The 21440-nt window shown below is 40.2% G+C and carries 20 protein-coding genes, 1 tRNA gene and 1 other RNA gene; 21 read left to right on the top strand and 1 reads right to left on the bottom strand.

All coding sequences use genetic code 11. The annotated features are described in order from the left end of the window. Positions 1-2 precede the first annotated feature (2 nt). From ACESNQ_RS08345 to ACESNQ_RS08285, 13 genes are all read left to right on the top strand, one after another. Positions 3-76 (top strand) — tRNA-Asn (locus ACESNQ_RS08345). Positions 77-275: 199 nt separating this feature from the next. Next, a complete protein-coding gene (gene comW / locus ACESNQ_RS08340) occupies positions 276-512 on the top strand; it encodes a sigma(X)-activator ComW (protein ID WP_006149115.1) in 237 nt (78 codons plus the stop codon). A gap of 241 nt (positions 513-753) precedes the next feature. Beyond that, positions 754-2040 carry an adenylosuccinate synthase gene (locus ACESNQ_RS08335; RefSeq protein WP_004250345.1) on the top strand — a complete coding sequence of 429 codons (1287 nt, stop codon included), beginning with the start codon at positions 754-756 and terminating at the stop codon, positions 2038-2040. Positions 2041-2239: 199 nt separating this feature from the next. After that, positions 2240-2707, top strand: coding sequence for a tRNA adenosine(34) deaminase TadA (gene tadA / locus ACESNQ_RS08330; RefSeq protein ID WP_247913310.1), 468 nt, complete (start codon positions 2240-2242; stop codon positions 2705-2707). A gap of 32 nt (positions 2708-2739) precedes the next feature. Beyond that, an RNA gene (gene ffs / locus ACESNQ_RS08325) (signal recognition particle sRNA small type) lies at positions 2740-2838 on the top strand. 53 nt (positions 2839-2891) lie between these two features. Further along, positions 2892-3335: a dUTP diphosphatase gene (locus ACESNQ_RS08320; RefSeq protein ID WP_373076126.1), complete on the top strand. Its 444-nt coding sequence runs from the start codon at positions 2892-2894 to the stop codon at positions 3333-3335. A 1-nt stretch (position 3336) separates the two neighbouring features. Continuing rightward, the gene (locus ACESNQ_RS08315) at positions 3337-3852 is read left to right on the top strand and encodes a histidine phosphatase family protein (protein WP_373076129.1); all 516 of its coding nucleotides are present in this window, start codon (positions 3337-3339) and stop codon (positions 3850-3852) included. A 16-nt stretch (positions 3853-3868) separates the two neighbouring features. Beyond that, positions 3869-4360, top strand: a complete 492-nt coding sequence (locus ACESNQ_RS08310) for a hypothetical protein (protein ID WP_373076124.1) — start codon at positions 3869-3871, stop codon at positions 4358-4360. 40 nt (positions 4361-4400) lie between these two features. Continuing rightward, positions 4401-5765 carry a DNA repair protein RadA gene (gene radA, locus ACESNQ_RS08305; protein ID WP_080555149.1) on the top strand — a complete coding sequence of 455 codons (1365 nt, stop codon included), beginning with the start codon at positions 4401-4403 and terminating at the stop codon, positions 5763-5765. Positions 5766-5836: 71 nt separating this feature from the next. Then, on the top strand, positions 5837-6532 hold the full coding sequence (locus ACESNQ_RS08300) for a TIGR00266 family protein (protein ID WP_006155546.1): 696 nt from the start codon (positions 5837-5839) through the stop codon (positions 6530-6532). A 162-nt stretch (positions 6533-6694) separates the two neighbouring features. Next, positions 6695-7189 (top strand): beta-class carbonic anhydrase, encoded by a 495-nt coding sequence (locus tag ACESNQ_RS08295; RefSeq protein WP_004250355.1) that lies wholly within the window; start codon positions 6695-6697, stop codon positions 7187-7189. Between the two features lie 215 nt (positions 7190-7404). Next, on the top strand, positions 7405-8373 hold the full coding sequence (locus ACESNQ_RS08290; protein WP_373076121.1) for a ribose-phosphate diphosphokinase: 969 nt from the start codon (positions 7405-7407) through the stop codon (positions 8371-8373). Positions 8374-8490: 117 nt separating this feature from the next. Beyond that, a complete protein-coding gene (locus ACESNQ_RS08285) occupies positions 8491-8928 on the top strand; it encodes a CoA-binding protein (protein ID WP_373076119.1) in 438 nt (145 codons plus the stop codon). A 134-nt stretch (positions 8929-9062) separates the two neighbouring features. On the opposite strand, the gene ACESNQ_RS08280 is transcribed toward ACESNQ_RS08285, so the two are convergent. Further along, positions 9063-10073, bottom strand: a complete 1011-nt coding sequence (locus ACESNQ_RS08280; protein ID WP_373076117.1) for a YeiH family protein — start codon at positions 10071-10073, stop codon at positions 9063-9065. A 154-nt stretch (positions 10074-10227) separates the two neighbouring features. On the opposite strand from ACESNQ_RS08280, the gene ACESNQ_RS08275 reads away from it, so the two are divergent. The 8 genes from ACESNQ_RS08275 (at position 10228) to ACESNQ_RS08240 (ending at position 21346) form a co-directional block, all read left to right on the top strand. Further along, a complete protein-coding gene (locus ACESNQ_RS08275) occupies positions 10228-11397 on the top strand; it encodes a pyridoxal phosphate-dependent aminotransferase (RefSeq protein ID WP_373076115.1) in 1170 nt (389 codons plus the stop codon). Beyond that, the gene (gene recO / locus ACESNQ_RS08270; RefSeq protein WP_006150509.1) at positions 11394-12164 is read left to right on the top strand and encodes a DNA repair protein RecO; all 771 of its coding nucleotides are present in this window, start codon (positions 11394-11396) and stop codon (positions 12162-12164) included. Before ACESNQ_RS08275 ends, recO begins: the two co-directional genes overlap by 4 nt. Continuing rightward, positions 12161-13153: a phosphate acyltransferase PlsX gene (gene plsX / locus ACESNQ_RS08265; protein WP_373076113.1), complete on the top strand. Its 993-nt coding sequence runs from the start codon at positions 12161-12163 to the stop codon at positions 13151-13153. The genes recO and plsX overlap by 4 nt, the downstream gene beginning before the upstream one ends. A 10-nt stretch (positions 13154-13163) precedes the next feature. Next, on the top strand, positions 13164-13400 hold the full coding sequence (locus ACESNQ_RS08260) for an acyl carrier protein (RefSeq protein ID WP_373076111.1): 237 nt from the start codon (positions 13164-13166) through the stop codon (positions 13398-13400). 212 nt (positions 13401-13612) lie between these two features. After that, positions 13613-15766, top strand: coding sequence for a peptide cleavage/export ABC transporter ComA (gene comA / locus ACESNQ_RS08255; RefSeq protein ID WP_373076109.1), 2154 nt, complete (start codon positions 13613-13615; stop codon positions 15764-15766). Positions 15767-15778: 12 nt separating this feature from the next. Continuing rightward, the gene (locus ACESNQ_RS08250) at positions 15779-16696 is read left to right on the top strand and encodes an HlyD family efflux transporter periplasmic adaptor subunit (RefSeq protein ID WP_373076107.1); all 918 of its coding nucleotides are present in this window, start codon (positions 15779-15781) and stop codon (positions 16694-16696) included. Positions 16697-16857: 161 nt separating this feature from the next. Continuing rightward, positions 16858-17565: a phosphoribosylaminoimidazolesuccinocarboxamide synthase gene (purC, locus tag ACESNQ_RS08245; protein WP_373076105.1), complete on the top strand. Its 708-nt coding sequence runs from the start codon at positions 16858-16860 to the stop codon at positions 17563-17565. A gap of 55 nt (positions 17566-17620) precedes the next feature. Continuing rightward, on the top strand, positions 17621-21346 hold the full coding sequence (locus ACESNQ_RS08240) for a phosphoribosylformylglycinamidine synthase (protein ID WP_373076103.1): 3726 nt from the start codon (positions 17621-17623) through the stop codon (positions 21344-21346). Positions 21347-21440 lie beyond the last annotated feature (94 nt).

The raw sequence follows: 21440 nt of genomic DNA, 5'->3' as shown, positions 1-21440 counted from the left end.
TATCCGCCATAGCTCAGTTGGTAGTAGCGCATGACTGTTAATCATGATGTCGTAGGTTCGAGTCCTACTGGCGGAGTAGTTAAACGTTCTAAGGAACGTTTTTTTGTTTTCTTGGGTTTATTTTTCTGGATTTTTTAGAGCTTTTTTCCATCTATTTTTACTTCTTTTCTTTGTTTTAAGTTTGTTCAGCTTAAATTTTTTACTTTATAGAAATATTTATCTATTTATTTTGCCTTTCTGATAAACTTGTTTTATCAATAAGAAAGGTTTTTTATATGCTTCAAAAATATTATGATCGATCTTTGGTTTTTCTAAAGCAAATCGAAAATGAATATTCAATTTTATTTCAAAGTACTGATGAATGGGAATTACTTCATCTTAAATTTTTACTTTATTATTTAATTCGTTTTAAGATTAAGAATGAGAAGGATTTTCTTCTCTGTCATTTTAGAGCAGCATACCGGATCTATCTTAATTATCTATTAGGGCAAAATTTAAATTATTCATTTTAATAACATTTCATTTCATTTATTACGAACAATATTAAGTAATCTATAAAAAAATATTTAGATTATGCTAATTTTTTGTATTTTTTTAAATCAAAAGTAAAAGAATTCCCTAATCTTTTCTAGTGTTAATTCTTGATAAAATAGGCTTTTTTTCTTATAATAAATTGTAAGATATTATTGTGGGTGAGAGTCCCACCATGTATATGAGAAAGGACGAGCCTTTTGGCTCAGACGAAAATTTATTATGACTTCAGTTGTTGTTGTAGGTACCCAATGGGGTGATGAAGGTAAAGGAAAAATTACAGATTTTCTTTCAGCTAATGCGGAAGTGATTGCTCGTTACCAAGGCGGAGATAATGCAGGTCACACAATTGTTATTGATGGAAAGAAATTTAAATTGCACTTGATTCCTTCAGGTATCTTCTTCCCAGAAAAAATCTCTGTTATTGGTAATGGGATGGTTGTAAACCCTAAATCTCTTGTAAAAGAATTGTCTTATTTGCATGAAGAAGGTGTTACAACAGATAATCTTAGAATTTCTGATCGTGCGCATGTTATTTTGCCTTATCACATTGAGTTAGACCGTCTTCAAGAAGAAGCTAAGGGTGATAACAAGATTGGGACGACAATTAAAGGAATTGGTCCAGCCTATATGGACAAGGCAGCTCGTGTTGGAATTCGTATTGCGGATCTTTTGGATAAAGAAATCTTCCGTGAACGTTTAGAACGTAATCTTGCTGAGAAAAATCGTCAATTTGTAAAATTGTATGATAGTGAACCTATCTCAATTGATGATATTTTTGAAGAATACTATGAGTATGGCCAACAAATCAAGCAATATGTGACTGATACTTCAGTTATCTTGAACGACGCGCTTGATAATGGTAAACGGGTTCTCTTTGAGGGTGCACAAGGTGTCATGTTGGATATTGACCAAGGTACTTATCCATTTGTTACTTCATCAAACCCAGTGGCTGGTGGTGTGACAATTGGTTCTGGAGTAGGTCCAAGCAAGATTGACAAAGTTGTCGGTGTATGTAAGGCTTATACAAGTCGTGTAGGTGATGGTCCTTTCCCAACTGAGCTATTTGATGAAGTTGGTGATCGTATTCGTGAAGTGGGGCATGAGTATGGGACAACTACTGGGCGTCCTCGTCGTGTGGGTTGGTTCGACTCAGTTGTTATGCGTCATAGCCGTCGTGTTTCTGGTATCACAAATCTCTCTTTGAACTCTATTGATGTTTTGAGTGGCTTGGATACAGTAAAAATCTGTGTGGCTTATGATCTTGATGGTCAACGTATTGATTACTACCCAGCTAGTCTCGAACAATTGAAACGTTGTAAACCAATCTACGAAGAATTGCCTGGTTGGTCTGAAGATATCACTGGAGTACGTAATTTGGAAGACCTTCCTGAAAATGCACGCAACTATGTTCGCCGTGTTAGCGAATTGGTGGGTGTTCGTATTTCAACATTCTCAGTAGGTCCTGGTCGTGAACAGACAAATATTTTAGAAAGTGTTTGGTCATAGGAGATTTTTTAAGATTTGTTTAAGACAGGTCGGATATACTATAGACAGTTACAAGAAGACCTCCTAACTTGTTGTAACAAATTTCCTAAACTTTTCTTTTTCATAATAATCTCCCTATAAAGTCACCGCATTCGGTGGCTTTTTTTGTGTTGAGAAACATGGTATAATGATAGAATTGATAGCTAGGAAGAGAGAAGAGATGAATTACACGCTTGAAGAAAAAGAAGCTTTTATGAGAGAGGCCTTAAAGGAAGCGGAGATTGCTTTAGAGCATGATGAAATCCCCATTGGTTGTGTCATTGTTAAGGACGGACAAATTATTGGTCGTGGGCATAATGCGCGAGAGGAATTGCAACGGGCAGTCATGCATGCGGAAATTATGGCCATAGAGAATGCTAATTTGAGCGAAGAGAGTTGGCGTTTGCTCGATTGTACGCTTTTTGTGACCATTGAGCCTTGTGTTATGTGTAGTGGGGCAATTGGTCTCGCACGGATTCCAAACGTGGTCTACGGGGCTAAAAACCAGAAATTTGGCGCTGCTGGGAGCTTGTACGATATTCTAACAGATGAGAGGCTCAATCACCGTGTGGACGTTGAAACAGGCGTTTTAGAGAATGAGTGCGCAGAGATTATGCAAGACTTTTTCCGAAATCGACGTAAAAAATAATTTCTCTTTAAAAATAGAGGGGAATGTGGTATAATAACTAGTGGAGCAACAGTTCTGCGTGAAGCGGGTCAGGGGAGGAATCCAGCAGCCCTAAGCGAGTGTGAATTGTGTGCTCTTTTTTCGTGCTTTTTTCGAATAAATAAGATAAAATAGCCTAGAATAAAAGATTAAAAAGAGGAATAATATGAAAATTCGTGGTTTTGAATTAGTTTCTAGCTTTACAGATGAAACTTTGTTACCTAAACGTGAGACAGCGCATGCAGCTGGCTACGACTTAAAGGTAGCAGAACGCACAGTGATTGCACCAGGAGAAATCGTCCTCGTCCCAACTGGGGTCAAGGCTTATATGCAAGCAGGTGAGGTGCTTTATCTTTATGATCGTTCTTCTAATCCTCGTAAAAAAGGTCTGGTCTTGATTAACTCTGTGGGTGTCATTGACGGAGACTATTATGGCAATCCAGGGAATGAGGGACATATCTTTGCACAGATGAAGAATATCACAGACCAAGAAGTTGTTCTTGAAGTTGGAGAACGTGTAGTTCAGGCTGTCTTTGCACCATTTTTAATCGCAGATGGAGATGAGGCAGACGGAGTTCGTACTGGTGGGTTTGGATCAACTGGGCACTAAGATGAAGATTATCTTTGTACGTCATGGAGAGCCAGATTACCGTGAATTAGAGGATCGTTCTTATACGGGATTTGGGATAGACTTGGCCCCTTTATCGGTGAAAGGAAGACAACAAGCTCAGGAACTTTGCAAAAATCCTTTGTTTGGCTCAGCTGATATACTGGTGTCTTCTGCAGTGACGCGAGCATTAGAAACGGCTTCTTATGTAACTTGTGCTACTGAGCTTCCTTTGAGAGTGGAGCCATTATTGCATGAATGGCAAGTCTATGAAAGTGGCGTAGAGAATTTTGAAAAAGCTCGCACTCTGTTTCTAGAAAATAATGGATCCTTACCTCCTAATAGTCCTATTCAATATGAGACAGCTGAGGAAATGAGATCTCGGTTTCTAAAATCTATGCGCAAGTATCGAAACTATCAGACAGTCGTTGTTGTCACCCATCGAATGCTCATGCGCCAGTTTGTACCAGAAGAGAAGATTGATTTTTGCCAAGTGATTGAGTGTGAGATAGAGATATAGAAAGAAGTACAATGAAATGAGCTATAAAGATTTTCAAGCTTTTACCGCCGAGAATTGTCGAGGGTATAAGAAGATTTTTGAGATTAGTATTGGAGGATTTCTTTATCTAGCATTTCTCCCTGATGCCTATCATAAAATTCTGTGTATTTCTTCAGACTACATGTCAATCATTGATAGCGAAAATGGGCAAGTAACACCGATAGACGGAGATTACGATGAGGTAGAGTTAGTAGCCATGTGTGAGGGCTATGATTCACCTATCCCTATCGCTGGTCAATACGGTGGAAATCTCCCTTTGGATAATGGCAGAGACATACAAGTGACAATGGATAGAGACCAATCTGAAGATTATCCGATTTTAACTATTTATTGGGAAAAAGATAAGGAAGATAGAAGTCAAATCTATAAAAGTTATTTACCCTATATTTTTGGATTTAGCCCTGATGGTCAGTATTATGTCCATGCGGATGATGGCGGGCTCACTGTTTTGAAAAGAAATAGTCATTAATATAAAAATTAATAAGAAATTTTAAAATGAGAGGATTAGAATTATAGCGAAGAAAAAAGCGACATTTGTGTGTCAAAATTGTGAATATAATTCACCAAAGTATTTAGGACGCTGTCCAAACTGTGGAGCTTGGTCTTCTTTTGTGGAGGAAGTTGAGGTTGCAGAGGTCAAGAATGCGCGTGTCTCCTTGACAGGTGAGAAAACCAAGCCTATGAAATTGGCTGAAGTAACTTCTATTAATGTCAATCGAACCAAGACTGAGATGGAGGAATTCAACCGTGTACTCGGTGGGGGTGTGGTACCAGGGAGTCTCGTCCTAATTGGTGGAGATCCAGGTATTGGAAAATCAACCCTTCTCTTACAAGTATCAACCCAGCTGTCTCAAGTAGGAACAGTCCTCTATGTCAGTGGTGAGGAGTCTGCTCAACAGATCAAACTCCGTGCAGAGCGCTTGGGGGATATTGATAGTGAGTTTTATCTCTATGCTGAGACCAATATGCAGAGCGTGAGAGCTGAGGTGGAGCGAATCCAACCAGACTTTCTTATCATCGATTCGATTCAGACCATTATGTCTCCTGAGATTTCAGGGGTGCAAGGATCGGTTTCTCAAGTACGCGAGGTGACAGCTGAACTCATGCAGCTGGCCAAGACCAATAACATTGCTATCTTTATCGTAGGGCATGTGACCAAGGAAGGAACCTTGGCTGGTCCTCGTATGTTGGAGCATATGGTGGATACAGTGCTTTACTTTGAAGGGGAACGCCACCATACCTTCCGTATCTTGAGAGCAGTCAAAAATCGTTTTGGCTCGACCAACGAGATTGGAATCTTTGAGATGCAATCAGGTGGCTTGGTTGAAGTCCTTAATCCTAGTGAAGTGTTTCTGGAAGAACGCTTGGATGGAGCGACTGGTTCGTCCATCGTTGTGACAATGGAAGGAACACGTCCAATTCTTGCGGAAGTGCAGGCCTTGGTGACGCCGACCATGTTTGGAAATGCTAAGCGTACGACGACAGGGCTTGATTTCAATCGCGCTAGCTTGATTATGGCTGTTTTGGAAAAACGTGCAGGCTTACTCCTTCAAAATCAGGATGCCTATCTCAAATCAGCTGGTGGTGTCAAATTGGATGAACCAGCTATTGACCTGGCTGTTGCAGTTGCTATTGCTTCTAGCTACAAGGATAAGCCAACCAATCCCCAGGAATGTTTTGTAGGAGAGTTGGGCTTGACGGGAGAGATTCGGCGCGTAAATCGTATCGAACAACGGATCAATGAAGCTGCTAAGCTTGGATTTACAAAAATCTATGTACCAAAAAATTCCCTAACAGGTATAAAGCCACCTAAGGAAATTCAGGTGATTGGGGTGACGACTATTCAGGAAGTCTTGAAAAAAGTATTCTCCTAATCGTTTTACTCAGGTTTAGATTACTAATTATTTTATTGCTAACATTTATTAAAAATAAGGAGGAATTTCTGATGAAATTTTCTATGGACAGTCACATGCAGTTTCCTTTAGTAGAGTTGTCGCTCAATCAGGGAGAAACGGTTTTTATTCAGCGTGGTAGCATGGTCTACCACACACCTAATGTAAGTCTCAATACCCAGCTCAATGCAAGCGGTTCTGGTTTGGGACGTTTTGTCAAAGCTGTAGGGCGTTCAATGGTTTCTGGTGAAAGTACCTTTATCACTCAAGCTGTTGCAGAATCTGACAACGGCAACCTTGCTTTAGCACCAGATACTCCTGGTCAAGTGATTGCTCTTGAGCTAGGCGAAAACCAGTACCGATTGAATGATGGGGCCTTTTTAGCTCTTGATGGTACAGCTTTCTATACAATGGAGCGCCAGTCTATTGGGAAAGCTCTGTTCGGAGGGCAAGGCGGTCTCTTTGTAATGACAACCCAAGGTCAGGGAACTCTTTTGGCTAATGCTTTTGGATCTATTAAGAAAATTGAGCTACAAAACCAAGAAATAACCATCGACAATGCCCATGTGGTGGCTTGGAGTCAATCTCTGGATTATGATATCCACTTAGAAAATGGCTTCTGGCAGTCTATAGGTACGGGCGAAGGAGTGGTGAATACCTTCCGAGGGACTGGTGAGGTCTATGTGCAAAGTCTCAATCTTCAGAGTTTTGCAGGCTCTCTTAACAAGTATATCCAAAAAGGCTCATAATATTAAAAAAACTAGGACAGAAACCCAAGCTAGTTGCTGGATGTCTCTGTCCCAGTTTTTTTATATGAAAGTTGATAGCTGACAAGACAAAGAAAAGATGGTAAGATAGGAGATAAATAATTTGGTGTTCAAATTATCTGGCAGACTAGAAAGTGAGTTGTCATGTCCTATTTTGAAAATTTTTTAAAAGCCAATCAAGCTTATGTAGAACTACATGGAGATTTGCATTTATCCATTAAACCCAAGACCAAGGTTGCAATCGTAACTTGTATGGACTCGCGTCTACACGTTGCGCCAGCTCTGGGGTTAGCTCTGGGAGATGCCCATATTTTACGGAATGCGGGCGGGCGAGTGACTGAGGATATGATTCGTTCACTTGTAATTTCCCAACAACAAATGGGGACAAGAGAAATTGTGGTTCTTCATCATACAGACTGTGGGGCTCAAACCTTCAATAACGAGGATTTTCAAGAGCACCTAAAATGTGAATTGGGAGTTGATGTATCTGGGCAGGACTTTTTACCGTTTCAAGACATCGATGAGAGTGTTCGAGAGGATATGAAATTGCTGCGAGAATGCCCCTTAATCCCAGATGATGTTATTATTTCAGGAGCTGTTTACGATGTGGATACAGGTAGTATGAGGGAGATATACTAACTTTATAATTAAAAGCTTCTGGAGTAGCATGAAGTAGGATGAGAAGGTTGACAAGTTTTACCTTTGATATCACTAATATAAGATAGTATAAGATAAGAGTATAAAAGTCTACTCTTGTCTTATTTTTTATTGAAAAATTGAGAAAAAAGCGCTACAATGGTAGGTGGAAAAATGTTGTGAAAAACACAAGTGATACATAAATACCGGAGGAAATCATGTCTTTTTCTGATTTAAAGCTGTTTGCCCTTTCTTCAAATAGAGAATTGGCAGAGCGTGTGGCGCAAGAGATTGGGATAGAGTTGGGAAAATCGACTGTTCGTCAATTTTCAGACGGAGAAATTCAAGTTAATATCGAAGAATCGATCCGTGGAAAACACGTCTTTATTCTACAATCAACTAGCTCACCAGTAAATGATAATCTACTTGAGATTTTGATTATGGTTGACGCTTTGAAGCGCGCCAGTGCAGAATCTGTCAACGTTGTTATGCCTTACTATGGTTATGCACGTCAGGATAGAAAGGCAAGAGCGCGTGAGCCAATCACTGCAAAACTCGTTGCAAATATGCTTGAAGTTGCTGGTGTAGATCGTTTGTTGACAATCGACTTGCACGCAGCACAGATTCAGGGATTCTTTGATATTCCGGTGGATCACTTGATGGGTGCTCCATTGATTGCAGATTACTTTGAGCGTCGTGGCATGGTTGGTTCTGACTATGTCGTTGTCAGCCCGGACCACGGTGGGGTGACTCGTGCTCGTAAATTAGCAGAATTTTTGAAAACTCCAATTGCCATTATCGACAAGCGTCGTAGTGTAGACAAGATGAATACTAGTGAAGTTATGAATATCATTGGTAAGGTAGAAGGTAAGACTTGTATCTTGATTGACGATATGATTGATACAGCTGGAACCATTTGTCATGCGGCTGATGCTCTAGCAGAAGCAGGAGCTGTTGAAGTTTACGCAAGTTGTACGCACCCAGTTCTTTCTGGTCCAGCAATGGAGAATATCCAGAAATCAGCCATTAAAAAATTGGTTGTTTTGGATACTATCTATCTTCCAGAAGAACGTTTGATTGATAAGATTGAACAAATTTCTATCGCTCATCTCCTAGGTGATGCTATTGTACGTATACATGAAAAACGTCCTCTTTCTCCATTATTTAGTATCGAGAAAAAAATTTAAACTTTCACTTGAATAAACGAATTTCCTAGCAGACTTTTCTCTTGCTAGGAAATTTTTTGTAGCCAAAAACTGCAAGCCTTTTCAAAATGTGCTATACTGATGAAAAGGAGGGTTTCTATGACTCAAGAATTTATCAATCCAAGTGATGGAGTGATCCGTCAGTATCTAGCAACCAGTAAAACTCTAGCTGTAGTAGGCTTATCCGATCGTGAGGAAACAACTAGCAATCGAGTGACTAAAGAAATGCAGGCTCGTGGCTATAAAATTATTCCAGTTAACCCTAAAGCTGCAGGTAGCGAGATTTTGGGAGAAAAGGCTTATGCCAGTCTAGCTGAAATTCCTTTCCCTGTAGATATCGTCAATGTATATCGTCGCAGTGAATTTTTACCTGATGTAGCACGAGACTTTCTCAATGCGGATGCCAAGATCTTCTGGGCACAACTAGAACTTGAAAGTTTGGAAGCAGAAAAAATCTTGCGTGCTGGGGGATGCGATGATATCGTGATGAACCGTTGTATTAAGAGAGAACATACACGTTTAATTTTTGAACAGTAAAAAGGTAGCTGATGGGCTACCTTTTATGTTGTACTCAATGGAAAATCAAAGAGCAAACTAGGAAACTAGCCGCAGGCTGTACTTGAGTACGGCAAGACGACGTTGATGTGGTTTGAAGAGATTTTCGAAGAGTATTAGAAAATGCCGATGAGTGTTTGCATACCAAGACTAGTCAGGATGATAGCAATCCAGCAAAGAGCTCCAAGAAGAATGGATTTTCCACTGGATTTGATCATAGCAATGAGGTTGGTTTTGAGACCAATAGCACTCATAGCCATGATGATTAGGAATTTGGAGAGTTGTTTGAGAGGTGAAAAGAAGCTATTGCTGACACCAAAAGAAGTAAGGACGGTAGTTAGCAGAGAAGCTAGGATAAAGTAGAGAATGAAAACGGGGAAGATTTTTTTAAGCTTCACTCCTTGGTTGTTGCCTTGTTGACGGCTTTGCCAATAGGAGAGGAAGAGAGTAATAGGGATAATAGCTAGGGTGCGTGTCAGTTTGACAATAGTGGCAGACTCAAGAGTGTTTGTATTGTATAGACTATCCCAGGCACTAGCAGTAGCTGTCACAGAGGACGTATCGTTGACCGCAGTACCCGCAAAGAGAGCAAAACCTTCGTTGGAAAGATGGAGCCAAGAACCTAGAGTTGGAAAGATAAGAGCTGCCAAGACATTGAAGAAAAAGATAACAGAAATGGCTTGGGCCACTTCTTTTTCCTTGGCGTGAATAACGGGAGCAGTCGCTGCAATAGCAGAACCGCCACAGATAGAAGATCCAACTCCAATCAAGGTAGCTAGCTTTGTATCAAGGTTAAACAAGCGTTGGAAAAAGAAAGCTACAATTAAGGCGATAGAAATGGTTGAAAGGATAACAGGGAGGGAAGATTTTCCAACTGCGAAAACTTGTGAGATATTGAGTCCAAACCCAAGCAAGATAACAGCATATTGAAGCAGTTTTTTGGAGCTATAGGTCAAGCCGGCTTCCAGCTGTGTATAGGAAGTGATAAAAGGATGGAGAATCATTCCGATAAAAATGGCAAAAACTGGTGCTCCTACAACAGGCAAGAAGCTTCCTAACGTCCAAGAAATGATAGATATAATAAGACAGGCTAACAGGCCTGCCCAATTTTTTGATAGAAATGGCATAAAAACCTCCGAAAATAAGCACTTCTTATTATAATCTTGTCTGTCAGAAAAGTAAAATAGAAAGTAGGAATAAGGTTGTAAATTAACGGAATTTTGCGGTTAGAGAGCTTTTGTAGTATAATAGATATATGTTCTTTGATCAAGGAGGATATATATGGACTTAACCAAACGCTTTAATAAACAATTAGATAAGATACAAGTATCCTTGATTCGTCAATTTGACCAGGCTATTTCAGAGATTCCTGGAGTCCTGCGATTGACCTTGGGAGAACCAGATTTTACAACGCCAGATCATGTCAAGAAAGCTGCAAAGCGAGCCATTGACCAAGATCAATCCTACTATACAGGGATGAGTGGTTTGTTGACATTGCGTCAGGCAGCGAGTGATTTTGTAAAAGAGAAATATCAGCTAGACTACAATCCAGAGAATGAAATCTTGGTCACAATTGGTGCGACAGAGGCTCTATCAGCCACTCTGACAGCTATTTTGGAGGAAGGAGACAAGGTTCTCTTACCAGCTCCTGCCTATCCTGGCTATGAGCCAATAGTTAATCTAGTTGGTGCAGAGATCGTCGAGATTGATACAACTGAAAATGGTTTTGTTTTGACGCCTGAGATGTTGGAAAAGGCAATTTTGGAGCAGGGGGACAAGCTCAAGGCAGTTATTCTCAACTATCCAGCCAACCCTACAGGAATTACTTATAGTCGCGAGCAATTAGAAGCCTTGGCAGCTGTTTTACGTAAGTATGAGATTTTCGTAGTCTGTGATGAAGTCTACTCAGAATTGACCTATACAGGGGAAAATCATGTATCTTTGGGAACTATGTTGAGAGATCAGGCAATTATCATTAACGGTCTTTCTAAATCCCATGCCATGACAGGTTGGCGTTTAGGTTTTATCTTTGCACCAGCAAACTTCTCAGCTCAACTCATCAAGAGTCATCAGTATTTGGTAACTGCTGCAAACACCATGGCGCAACATGCTGCGGTGGAAGCCTTAACAGCTGGTAAGAACGATGCAGAACCCATGAAGAAGGAATATATCCAACGTCGGGACTACATTATCGACAAGATGACGGACCTTGGTTTTGAGATTATCAAACCAGATGGAGCTTTTTATATCTTTGCTAAGATTCCTGCAGGCTATAATCAAGATTCCTTTGCTTTTCTGAAGGATTTTGCCCAGAAGAAGGCTGTTGCTTTTATTCCTGGTGCTGCCTTTGGACAGTATGGAGAGGGCTATGTTCGCCTATCTTATGCAGCTAGCATGGGAACAATCAGAGAAGCTATGAAACGACTTGAGGAGTACATGAGAGAAGCATGATTCAATCGATTACGAGTCAGGGTTTAGTACTTTACAATCGAAATTTTCGAGAGGATGATAAGCTTGTTAAAATCTTTACAGAACAGGCAGGGAAGCGCATGTTTTTTGTCAAACACGCCGGCCAATCCAAACTAGCTCCTGTCATTCAACCTTTAGTCTTAGCCCATTTTCTCCTAAAAGTCAATGACGATGGACTTAGTTATATAGAAGATTATCATGAGGTGAAGACTTTTCCGAAAATCAATAGTGACCTCTTTGTTATGGCTTATGCGACTTACGTTGCAGCCTTGGCAGATGCGAGTTTGCAGGATAACCAAGAAGATGCTCCCTTATTTGCTTTTTTGCAAAAGACTTTAGAGCTGATGGAAGAGGGTCTGGATTATCAAGTTTTGACCAATATTTTTGAAATTCAAATATTGACACGTTTTGGAATCAGTCTCAACTTTAATGAGTGTACCTTTTGTCATCGTGTGGGGCAAGCCTTTGACTTCTCCTTTAAATACGGGGGTTGTCTTTGTCCCGATCATTACCATGAAGATGAGAAACGATGCCATTTAAATCCCAATATTCCTTATCTGCTCAATCAATTTCAAGCCATTGATTTTGAGACCTTGGAGACTATCTCACTTAAGGCCGAAATCAAGCAGGACTTGCGCAAGTTTATGGACCAAATCTACGAGGAGTATGTCGGTATTCATCTGAAATCAAAGAAATTTATTGATTCCCTAGCCGACTGGGGACAACTACTGAAAGAGGAAGACAAATGAAAAAAATCGCAGTTGATGCAATGGGTGGCGATTACGCACCACAAGCTATTGTAGAGGGAGTTGATCAAGCCCTTGCTGACTTTTCAGATATTGAAGTCCAACTTTATGGAGATGAAAGCAAAATCAAGCAATATCTAACAGCTACAGAGCGCGTCAGCATTATCCATACAGATGAGAAAATAAATTCTGACGATGAGCCTACAAAAGCCATCCGCAAGAAGAAAAATGCCAGCATGGTATTGGCAGCTAAGGCTGTCAAAGATGGAGAGGCAGATGCAGTTCTTTCTGCAGGAAATACAGGTGCCTTGTTGGCAGCGGGATTCTTCATCGTTGGTCGTATCAAAAATATTGATCGACCTGGTCTTATGTCAACCTTACCAACTATTGATGGAAAAGGCTTTGACATGCTTGACCTTGGTGCCAATGCAGAAAATACAGCTCATCACCTGCATCAATACGCTATCCTAGGTTCCTTCTATGCTAGAAATGTTCGTGGCATTGAAAAACCTCGTGTAGGTTTGCTTAATAACGGGACAGAGAGCAGCAAGGGAGATCCACTCCGCAAGGAAGCCTATGACCTATTAGTGGCTGACGAGAGTTTGAATTTCGTCGGGAACGTGGAAGCGCGTGATTTGATGGATGGTGTTGCTGATGTAGTCGTAACAGATGGTTTCACGGGAAACGCTGTGCTCAAAGCTATTGAAGGGACTGCTATGGGTATCATGGGCTTGCTCAAAAATGCTATTGTAGGTGGCGGTCTTAGAGCCAAGCTAGGGGCTTTCCTTCTTAAGGATAACCTCAGAGGTTTGAAAAAACAGCTCAACTATTCAGATGTTGGAGGCGCGGTTCTGTTTGGTGTTAAGGCACCAGTAGTTAAGACTCATGGCTCAAGTGATGCCAAGGCTGTCTATAGCACCATACGCCAGATTCGTACCATGCTTGAGACAGATGTAGTTGCCCAAACTGCGCGTGAATTTTTAGAGGAATAAGGAGAATAATATGACAGAACAACAAATTTTTGACCGTATCGTAACCATCATTCAAGAGCGTCAAGGAGAAGACTTTGTCGTAACCGAAAACTTGAGCTTAAAGGATGATTTGGATGCTGATTCAGTAGATTTGATGGAATTTATCCTAACCATTGAGGATGAATTTGGAATCGAAATCGATGATGAAGAAATTGACAACCTCCAAAGTGTCGCAGACGTATTAGCAATCATTAAAAATAGAATATAAGAAAAAGCAACATGCTGGTCATGTTGCTTTTTTGGTTGTGTGGAATATTTATTTTAACGGATTTATCAATCCATATGTTTGATTAAACTTCTAAAAGTGCTATTTGGGTGTAGATTTTGTTTTTTTAGAAAGAGTTATCTATTTCTTACTTTGTTTGGCTAAAATAATCTTACAGAACTTTTAATTAGATTGTTAAGAAAAAGGGTAAGAATATGAAATTTAGGAAAAAACACTATCGCTCACAGATGGATCAGAAGGACTGCGGAGTGGCTTCGTTGGCCATGGTGTTTGGCTATTTTGGAAGCTATTATTCATTAGCGCGTCTTCGTGAATTAGCCAAAACGACTATAAATGGGACGACAGCTTTGGGTCTGGTGAAGGCTGCGGAAACATTAGGTTTTGAGCCACAAGCTATTCAAGCAGACATGACTTTATTTGATTCTCCAAATTTAATCTTTCCTTTTGTGGTTCACGTGCTTAAGGACAAAGAATTATTTCATTATTACGTAGTGACAGGAAAGGATAAGCAGAATATCTATATAGCTGATCCAGATCCAGAGGTTAGACTGACCAAACTATCGCGTGAAAGATTTGAAGAAGAATGGACAGGAACAACTATCTTTGTGGCTCCTTCCCCAAATTATCAGCCACATAAGGACAAGAATCAGGGTCTTACTTCTTTTCTGCCTATTTTGATAAATCAGAAAGGTTTGATCATCAATATCATTTTAGCGACAGTTCTAGTAACCTTGATTAATATTGTTGGTTCATACTATCTACAATCTATTATTGATACCTATGTACCAAATCAGACCTCTTCGACCCTAAGTGTTGTTTCTATATGTCTTGTTATCGTGTATGCCCTTCAGCAGATTTTGTCTTTTGCTCAAGATTACCTATTAATTGTCCTTGGGCAACGTCTATCGATTGATGTTATTTTATCTTATATCAAACATGTTTTTCATCTACCTGTGTCTTTTTTTGCGACTCGACGGACGGGGGAAATCGTGTCTCGATTTACAGATGCCAATAGTATCATAGATGCCTTAGCTTCAACCATTATTTCAATTTTTTTAGATATATCTACGGTATTGATTATTTCTATAATCTTGTTTTTGCAAAATAGTAGTCTCTTTTTCATAAGCTTATTGGGTCTTCCCATTTATGCTGTAATTATATTTGTTTTTATGAAGCCTTTTGAAAAGATGAACCGGGATACCATGGAAGCAAATGCAACTCTATCATCTTCCGTTATAGAGGATATCAATGGGATTGAAACGATTAAATCATTGGCTAGCGAAAAAACACGCTACCAAAAGATTGATAGGGAATTTGTGGACTATCTGAAAAGATCCTTTACTTATAGTAGAGCAGAAAGTCAGCAAAAAGCTCTTAAAAAACTTGCTCAACTGTCGCTAAATGTGTGCGTATTATGGATAGGGGCTAATTTCGTTATGACTGGTGAAATGAGTTTGGGCCAGTTGATTACGTATAATACACTTCTTTATTATTTTACTAATCCTCTAGAAAACATCATCAACCTTCAGAGTAAGCTTCAAACAGCTCAAGTTGCTAATAGTCGTCTCAACGAGGTTTATCTGGTCAAATCCGAGTTCGAAGAACAGAAAATGGTAGAGGATTTGAGTATGGTTCAAGGAGATATGACTTTTAAGGGAATTCACTACAAGTATGAATATGGTCAAGATATCTTATCAGATATCAATTTGACAATCAAACAGGGCTCTAAAATAGCTCTTGTAGGGATTTCAGGATCAGGGAAGTCGACCCTAGCTAAGATGATGGTTAATTTTTACAACCCAAATCAGGGAGAAATCAGACTGGGGGATATGAATTTAAATCAGATTGATAAAAAGTCTCTGCGCCAACATATCAACTATTTACCTCAACAACCCTATGTATTTAATGGAACAATTTTAGAAAATCTTCTCCTTGGGGCCAAGGAGGGTACGACTCGGGAGGATATACTACGTGCAGTTGAGCTAGCAGAAATTCGTGAAGATATTGAGCGTATGCCCTTGAATTACCAGACAGAATTGACTTCTGATGGTACCGGAATTTCTGGTGGTCAACGCCAGAGGATTGCTTTGGCGCGCGCTCTTTTGACAGATGCCTCTATCTTGATTTTGGATGAGGCGACGAGCAGTTTAGATATCTTAACAGAGAAACGGATAGTAGACAATCTCATGAATCTAGATAAGACCTTGATTTTCATCGCTCACCGTTTGACTATTGCTGAACGGGTGGAGAAGGTTATCGTTTTGGATCGGGGTAAGATTGTAGAGGAGGGGAATCATGCTGACTTGCTTGCTCGAAATAGTTTTTATACTCATTTAGTTAACTGTTAGAAAGGAGAAATAATGCACCTTGATTTTTTAGAAAGTGCGGAATTTTATAATCGACGTTATCATAATTTTTCCAGTCGAGTGATTTTTCCCATGTCACTTCTGGTAGTGTTTACGTTTGGATTTGCAATGTTTGCAGAAAAGGAAATTAGTTTATCTTCGAAAGCTACAGTTGAACCTAGTCGTATCATTGCTAATATCCAGTCAACTAGTAATAGGCGGATGGTAGTTAATTATCTGGAAGAGAACAAACAAGTGCAACGAGGAGATTTACTTGTTCAGTATCAGGAGGTTGGAGATGTGATTCAGTATGAAGGCAATGTTAATCAGTTGGAGAGTTTTAGACATCACCAAAGTAAAACAAGTAACCTTAAGAACAGTACTACACGGCCAAATATAGATCTCTTTTCTCAGAATTCTTCGACTGTACAAGAGCAGATAGCTGTAGAGCAAGATGATTTAGAAAGAGAAATAGGCAAAAAAAATCAAACTAGCTTACTTGAAAAAGGAACAATAAGAGCCCAGGAAGACGGAGTTCTTTATCTCAATCCTGAAAGGAATCAATCTGCGGTCGTCACAGAAGGAACATTACTGGCTAAATTATATCCACTATTAGATAGAGAAGGGAAAACAAAATTGACGGCCTATCTTAGTTCAAAAGATATTGTGGGAATCAAGATTGGAGATTCTGTACGCTTTACCACGACTAATGGCGCTAATGGTCAAGTGAGACTTGTTTCTACTATCACTAGTATTGATACAATTGCAACGAGAACTGACCAAGGAAATTTCTTTAAAATAGAAGCGGAGACAAAAATAACTCAAGAACAAGCTGAAAAGCTTAGGTATGGTTTAGAAGGCCACTTACAAATAATCATAGGCAAGAAAAGTTATTTACGCTATTATTTGGATGATTTTTTGAATTGGGAATAATGATCACTTTTTCTTAAATAATATTTAAAAACTGTAATCCTAAAACGATTTACAGTTTTTATAAAACTCAGGAGGGAATGCGTTTACGTTCGTAAAACATTTGATTTATGGTTGTTTTTGTGTTAGAATGAGGCCAAGTAATACGAAAGGCGAATAATAAAATGTCCAGCAAACTTATTTATACGGGAAAAGCTAAAGATATCTATACTACAGAAGACGAACATGTGATTAGGTCCGTTTATAAGGACCAGGCTACCATGCTGAATGGTGCTCGTAAAGAGACTATCGAAGGCAAAGGTGTGCTCAATAATCAGATTTCGTCTCTTATTTTTGAAAAATTGAATGCTGAGGGTGTAGCTACTCACTTTATCGAACGTATCTCTGACACAGAACAACTCAACAAGAAAGTGAAAATCATTCCTTTGGAGGTTGTTCTTCGTAACGTGACTGCAGGTTCTTTCTCAAAACGTTTCGGTGTGGAAGAAGGTTTGGACTTGAAAACTCCAATCGTTGAATTTTACTACAAGAACGATGAGTTGGATGATCCATTTATCAATGATGAGCATGTGAAGTTCTTGGATATTGCCAATGATGAACAAATTGCTTATATCAAGGAAGAAACGCGTCGCATCAATGGATTGCTGAAAGATTGGTTTGCACAAATTGGTCTTCGTTTGATTGACTTTAAATTGGAATTCGGTTTTGATAAGGATGGCAAAATTATCTTGGCAGATGAATTTTCACCAGATAACTGCCGCCTTTGGGATGCTGAAGGGCACCATATGGACAAGGATGTTTTCCGTAGAGATTTGGGCAGTCTAACGGATGTTTATAAGGTTGTGTTAGAGAAATTGCAGGGATTGAAGTAAAGTTTTACTTGGTCATCACTACAATCTTTAAGTAGAAATAGATAAAGGAACTAAAATGGATAAACGTATTTTCGTTGAGAAAAAAGCTGATTTTCGTGTCAAATCTGACTCTTTAGTAAAAGAATTACAGCATAATCTTCAGTTAAAAACCTTGAATGATCTTCGGATTGTTCAGGTTTATGATGTTTTTGGTTTGGCAGAGGATTTGTTTGCGCGTGCGGAAAAACATATCTTCTCTGAGCAAGTGACCGATACTGTTTTGGATGAAGCAGCGGTTAAGGCTGATCTTGAGAAGCATGCTTTCTTTGCGATCGAAAGTTTGCCTGGTCAATTTGACCAACGTGCGGCATCTTCACAGGAAGCTTTGCTTTTACTTGGTAGTTCAAATGATGTAACAGTGAATACAGCACAACTCTACTTGGTCAATAAGGATATTGATGCGAATGAATTGGAAGCTGTTAAAAACTATCTCTTGAACCCAGTGGATTCTCGTTTCAAAGATATCACTCTTGGTATTGCGAAACAGGATTTCTCTGAGTCTGACAAGACCATTCCAAACTTGGATTTCTTTGAAACTTATACGGCAGAAGATTTTGCACAGTATAAGGCTGAGCAAGGATTGGCCATGGAAGTGGATGACCTTCTCTTCATTCAAGACTATTTCAAGTCAATTGGACGTGTGCCAACTGAGACTGAGCTTAAAGTGTTGGATACTTACTGGTCTGACCACTGCCGTCACACGACTTTCGAGACTGAGTTGAAGAATATCGACTTCTCAGCTTCTAAATTCCAAAAACAATTGCAAGCGACTTATGACAAGTATATTGCCATGCGTGATGAATTGGGACGTACCGAAAAACCTCAAACCTTGATGGATATGGCGACTATTTTTGGTCGTTATGAGCGTGCCAATGGTCGTTTGGATGACATGGAAGTATCTGATGAAATCAATGCCTGCTCCGTTGAAATTGAAGTGGATGTCAATGGTGTCAAAGAACCATGGCTTCTCATGTTCAAGAACGAAACCCATAACCACCCAACGGAAATCGAACCATTTGGTGGAGCGGCTACTTGTATCGGTGGTGCCATTCGTGACCCATTGTCAGGGCGTTCCTACGTTTACCAAGCCATGCGTATTTCAGGTGCTGGCGATATTACAACTCCGATTTCAGAAACTCGCGCTGGGAAATTGCCACAACAAGTGATTTCTAAAACAGCGGCTCACGGTTATTCTTCATACGGTAACCAAATTGGTCTGGCAACAACTTATGTTCGCGAATACTTCCACCCAGGCTTCGTCGCTAAGCGTATGGAGCTAGGTGCCGTGGTCGGTGCGGCTCCTAAGGAAAATGTTGTCCGTGAAAAACCTGAAGCAGGTGATGTGATTATCTTGCTCGGTGGTAAGACTGGACGTGATGGTGTCGGTGGTGCGACAGGTTCATCTAAAGTTCAAACGGTTGAATCTGTTGAAACAGCTGGTGCTGAGGTTCAAAAAGGGAATGCCATCGAAGAACGTAAGATTCAACGTCTTTTCCGTAATGGGGAAGTGACACGTCTTATCAAGAAATCAAATGACTTTGGTGCTGGTGGCGTCTGCGTAGCGATCGGTGAATTGGCTGATGGACTTGAAATTGATCTAGACAAAGTACCATTGAAATATAAAGGCTTGAACGGTACAGAAATTGCCATTTCTGAATCTCAGGAACGTATGGCTGTAGTGGTTCGTCCAGATGATGTAGATGCCTTCGTTGCTGAATGTAATAAAGAAAATATTGACGCGGTTGTCGTTGCGACAGTGACTGAAAAACCAAATCTTGTTATGCACTGGAATGGTGAAACCATCGTTGATTTGGAACGTCGTTTCCTTGATACAAACGGTGTACGTGTAGTTGTGGATGCTAAGGTGGTTGACAAGGATGTCAAGCTTCCAGAAGAACGTCAAACATCTGTTGAGACCCTTGAAGCAGATACGCTTAAAGTCTTGGCTGACCTTAACCATGCCAGTCAAAAAGGCTTGCAAACTATCTTTGATAGCTCAGTTGGTCGTTCAACAGTCAATCACCCACTTGGTGGTCGCTACCAAATCACACCAACTGAAGCTTCTGTACAGAAATTGCCAGTCCAACATGGTGTGACTCATTCGGCATCAGTCATGGCGCAAGGGTTCAACCCTTATGTAGCAGAATGGTCTCCATATCATGGTGCTGCTTATGCGGTCATCGAAGCAACCGCTCGTTTGGTTGCTACTGGTGCAAACTGGTCTAAGGCTCGTTTCTCTTATCAAGAATACTTCGAGCGGATGGATAAACAAGCAGAGCGTTTTGGTCAACCAGTAGCAGCTCTTCTTGGATCAATTGAAGCTCAGATTCAACTTGGTTTGCCATCTATCGGTGGTAAAGACTCTATGTCTGGTACATTTGAAGAATTGACAGTACCACCAACCTTGGTTGCTTTTGGTGTCACAACTGCAGATAGCCGTAAGGTCCTTTCTCCAGAATTTAAAGTTGCTGGTGAAAATATCTATTACATCCCAGGTCAAGCTTTGGGACAAGAAATTGACTTTGATCTTATCAAGTCTAACTTTGCTCAATTTGAAGCTATCCAAGCTGATCACAAAGTGACAGCAGCCTCAGCTGTCAAATATGGTGGTATCCTTGAAGCTCTTGCACTTGCAACGTTTGGGAACCATATCGGTGCCACTGTAAGCCTTGAAAATATTGAGACTGCTTTGACAGCTCAATTAGGTGGATTCATCTTCACATCTCCGGAAGAGATTTCAGGTGTTGCCAAGATTGGACAAACAGCAGCTGACTTTACACTTACTGTCAACGATGTAACGCTTGATGGACACAAACTTGACAGTGCCTTCCAAGGTAAATTGGAAGAAGTTTACCCAACGGAATTTGCACAAGCAACTGACTTGGAAGAAGTACCTGCTGTGGCATCAGATGCTGTCATCAAAGCTAAAGAAACAGTTGAGACACCAGTGGTTTACATCCCAGTGTTCCCAGGTACTAACTCTGAATACGATTCAGCTAAGGCCTTTGAAAAAGAAGGTGCGAAAGTCAACTTAGTACCATTTGTCACACTGAATGAAGAAGCGATTGTCAAGTCTGTTGGCACAATGGTTGACAATATCGGAAAAGCGAACATTATCTTCTTTGCAGGAGGCTTCTCAGCAGCCGATGAACCCGATGGATCAGCTAAATTTATCGTTAACATCTTGCTCAATGAAAAAGTACGTGCAGCCATTGATAGCTTCATCGAAGGTGGCGGTTTGATTATCGGTATCTGTAACGGGTTCCAAGCTCTTGTAAAATCAGGTCTTCTTCCATATGGTAACTTTGAAGATGCAAGCAACACTAGTCCAACCCTCTTCTACAATGATGCCAACCAACACGTGGCTAAGATGGTGGAAACCCGTATTGCCAATACCAACTCGCCATGGTTGGCTGGGGTGCAAGTGGGCGATATTCATGCTATCCCTGTTTCACACGGTGAAGGGAAATTTGTCGTGACAGCTGGGGAATTTGCGGAGCTTCGTGATAATGGTCAAATCTTTACCCAATATGTTGACTTCGAAGGAAAACCAAGTATGGATTCAAAATACAATCCTAACGGATCTGTCAATGCGATTGAAGGTATCACAAGCAAGAACGGTCAAATCATTGGTAAGATGGGACACTCAGAACGTTTCGAAGACGGTCTTTTCCAAAATATTCCAGGGAATAAAGACCAATATCTCTTTGCATCAGCGGTTAAATACTTTACTGGAAAATAGGCTTTGCAGATTTTCTAATAGAGAACCATCAGTAAATGTAAAATCAAGTAGATTTAACTTGCGATAATTGCAAATGATTTATTGTTGCGAGTGA

The organism is Streptococcus infantis, from assembly GCF_964243025.1.
Taxonomy (GTDB): Bacteria; Bacillota; Bacilli; order Lactobacillales; family Streptococcaceae; genus Streptococcus; species Streptococcus infantis_N.
The sequence above is the reverse complement of the archived record's forward strand: the minus strand, read 5'-3'. Positions and strand labels throughout refer to the sequence as shown.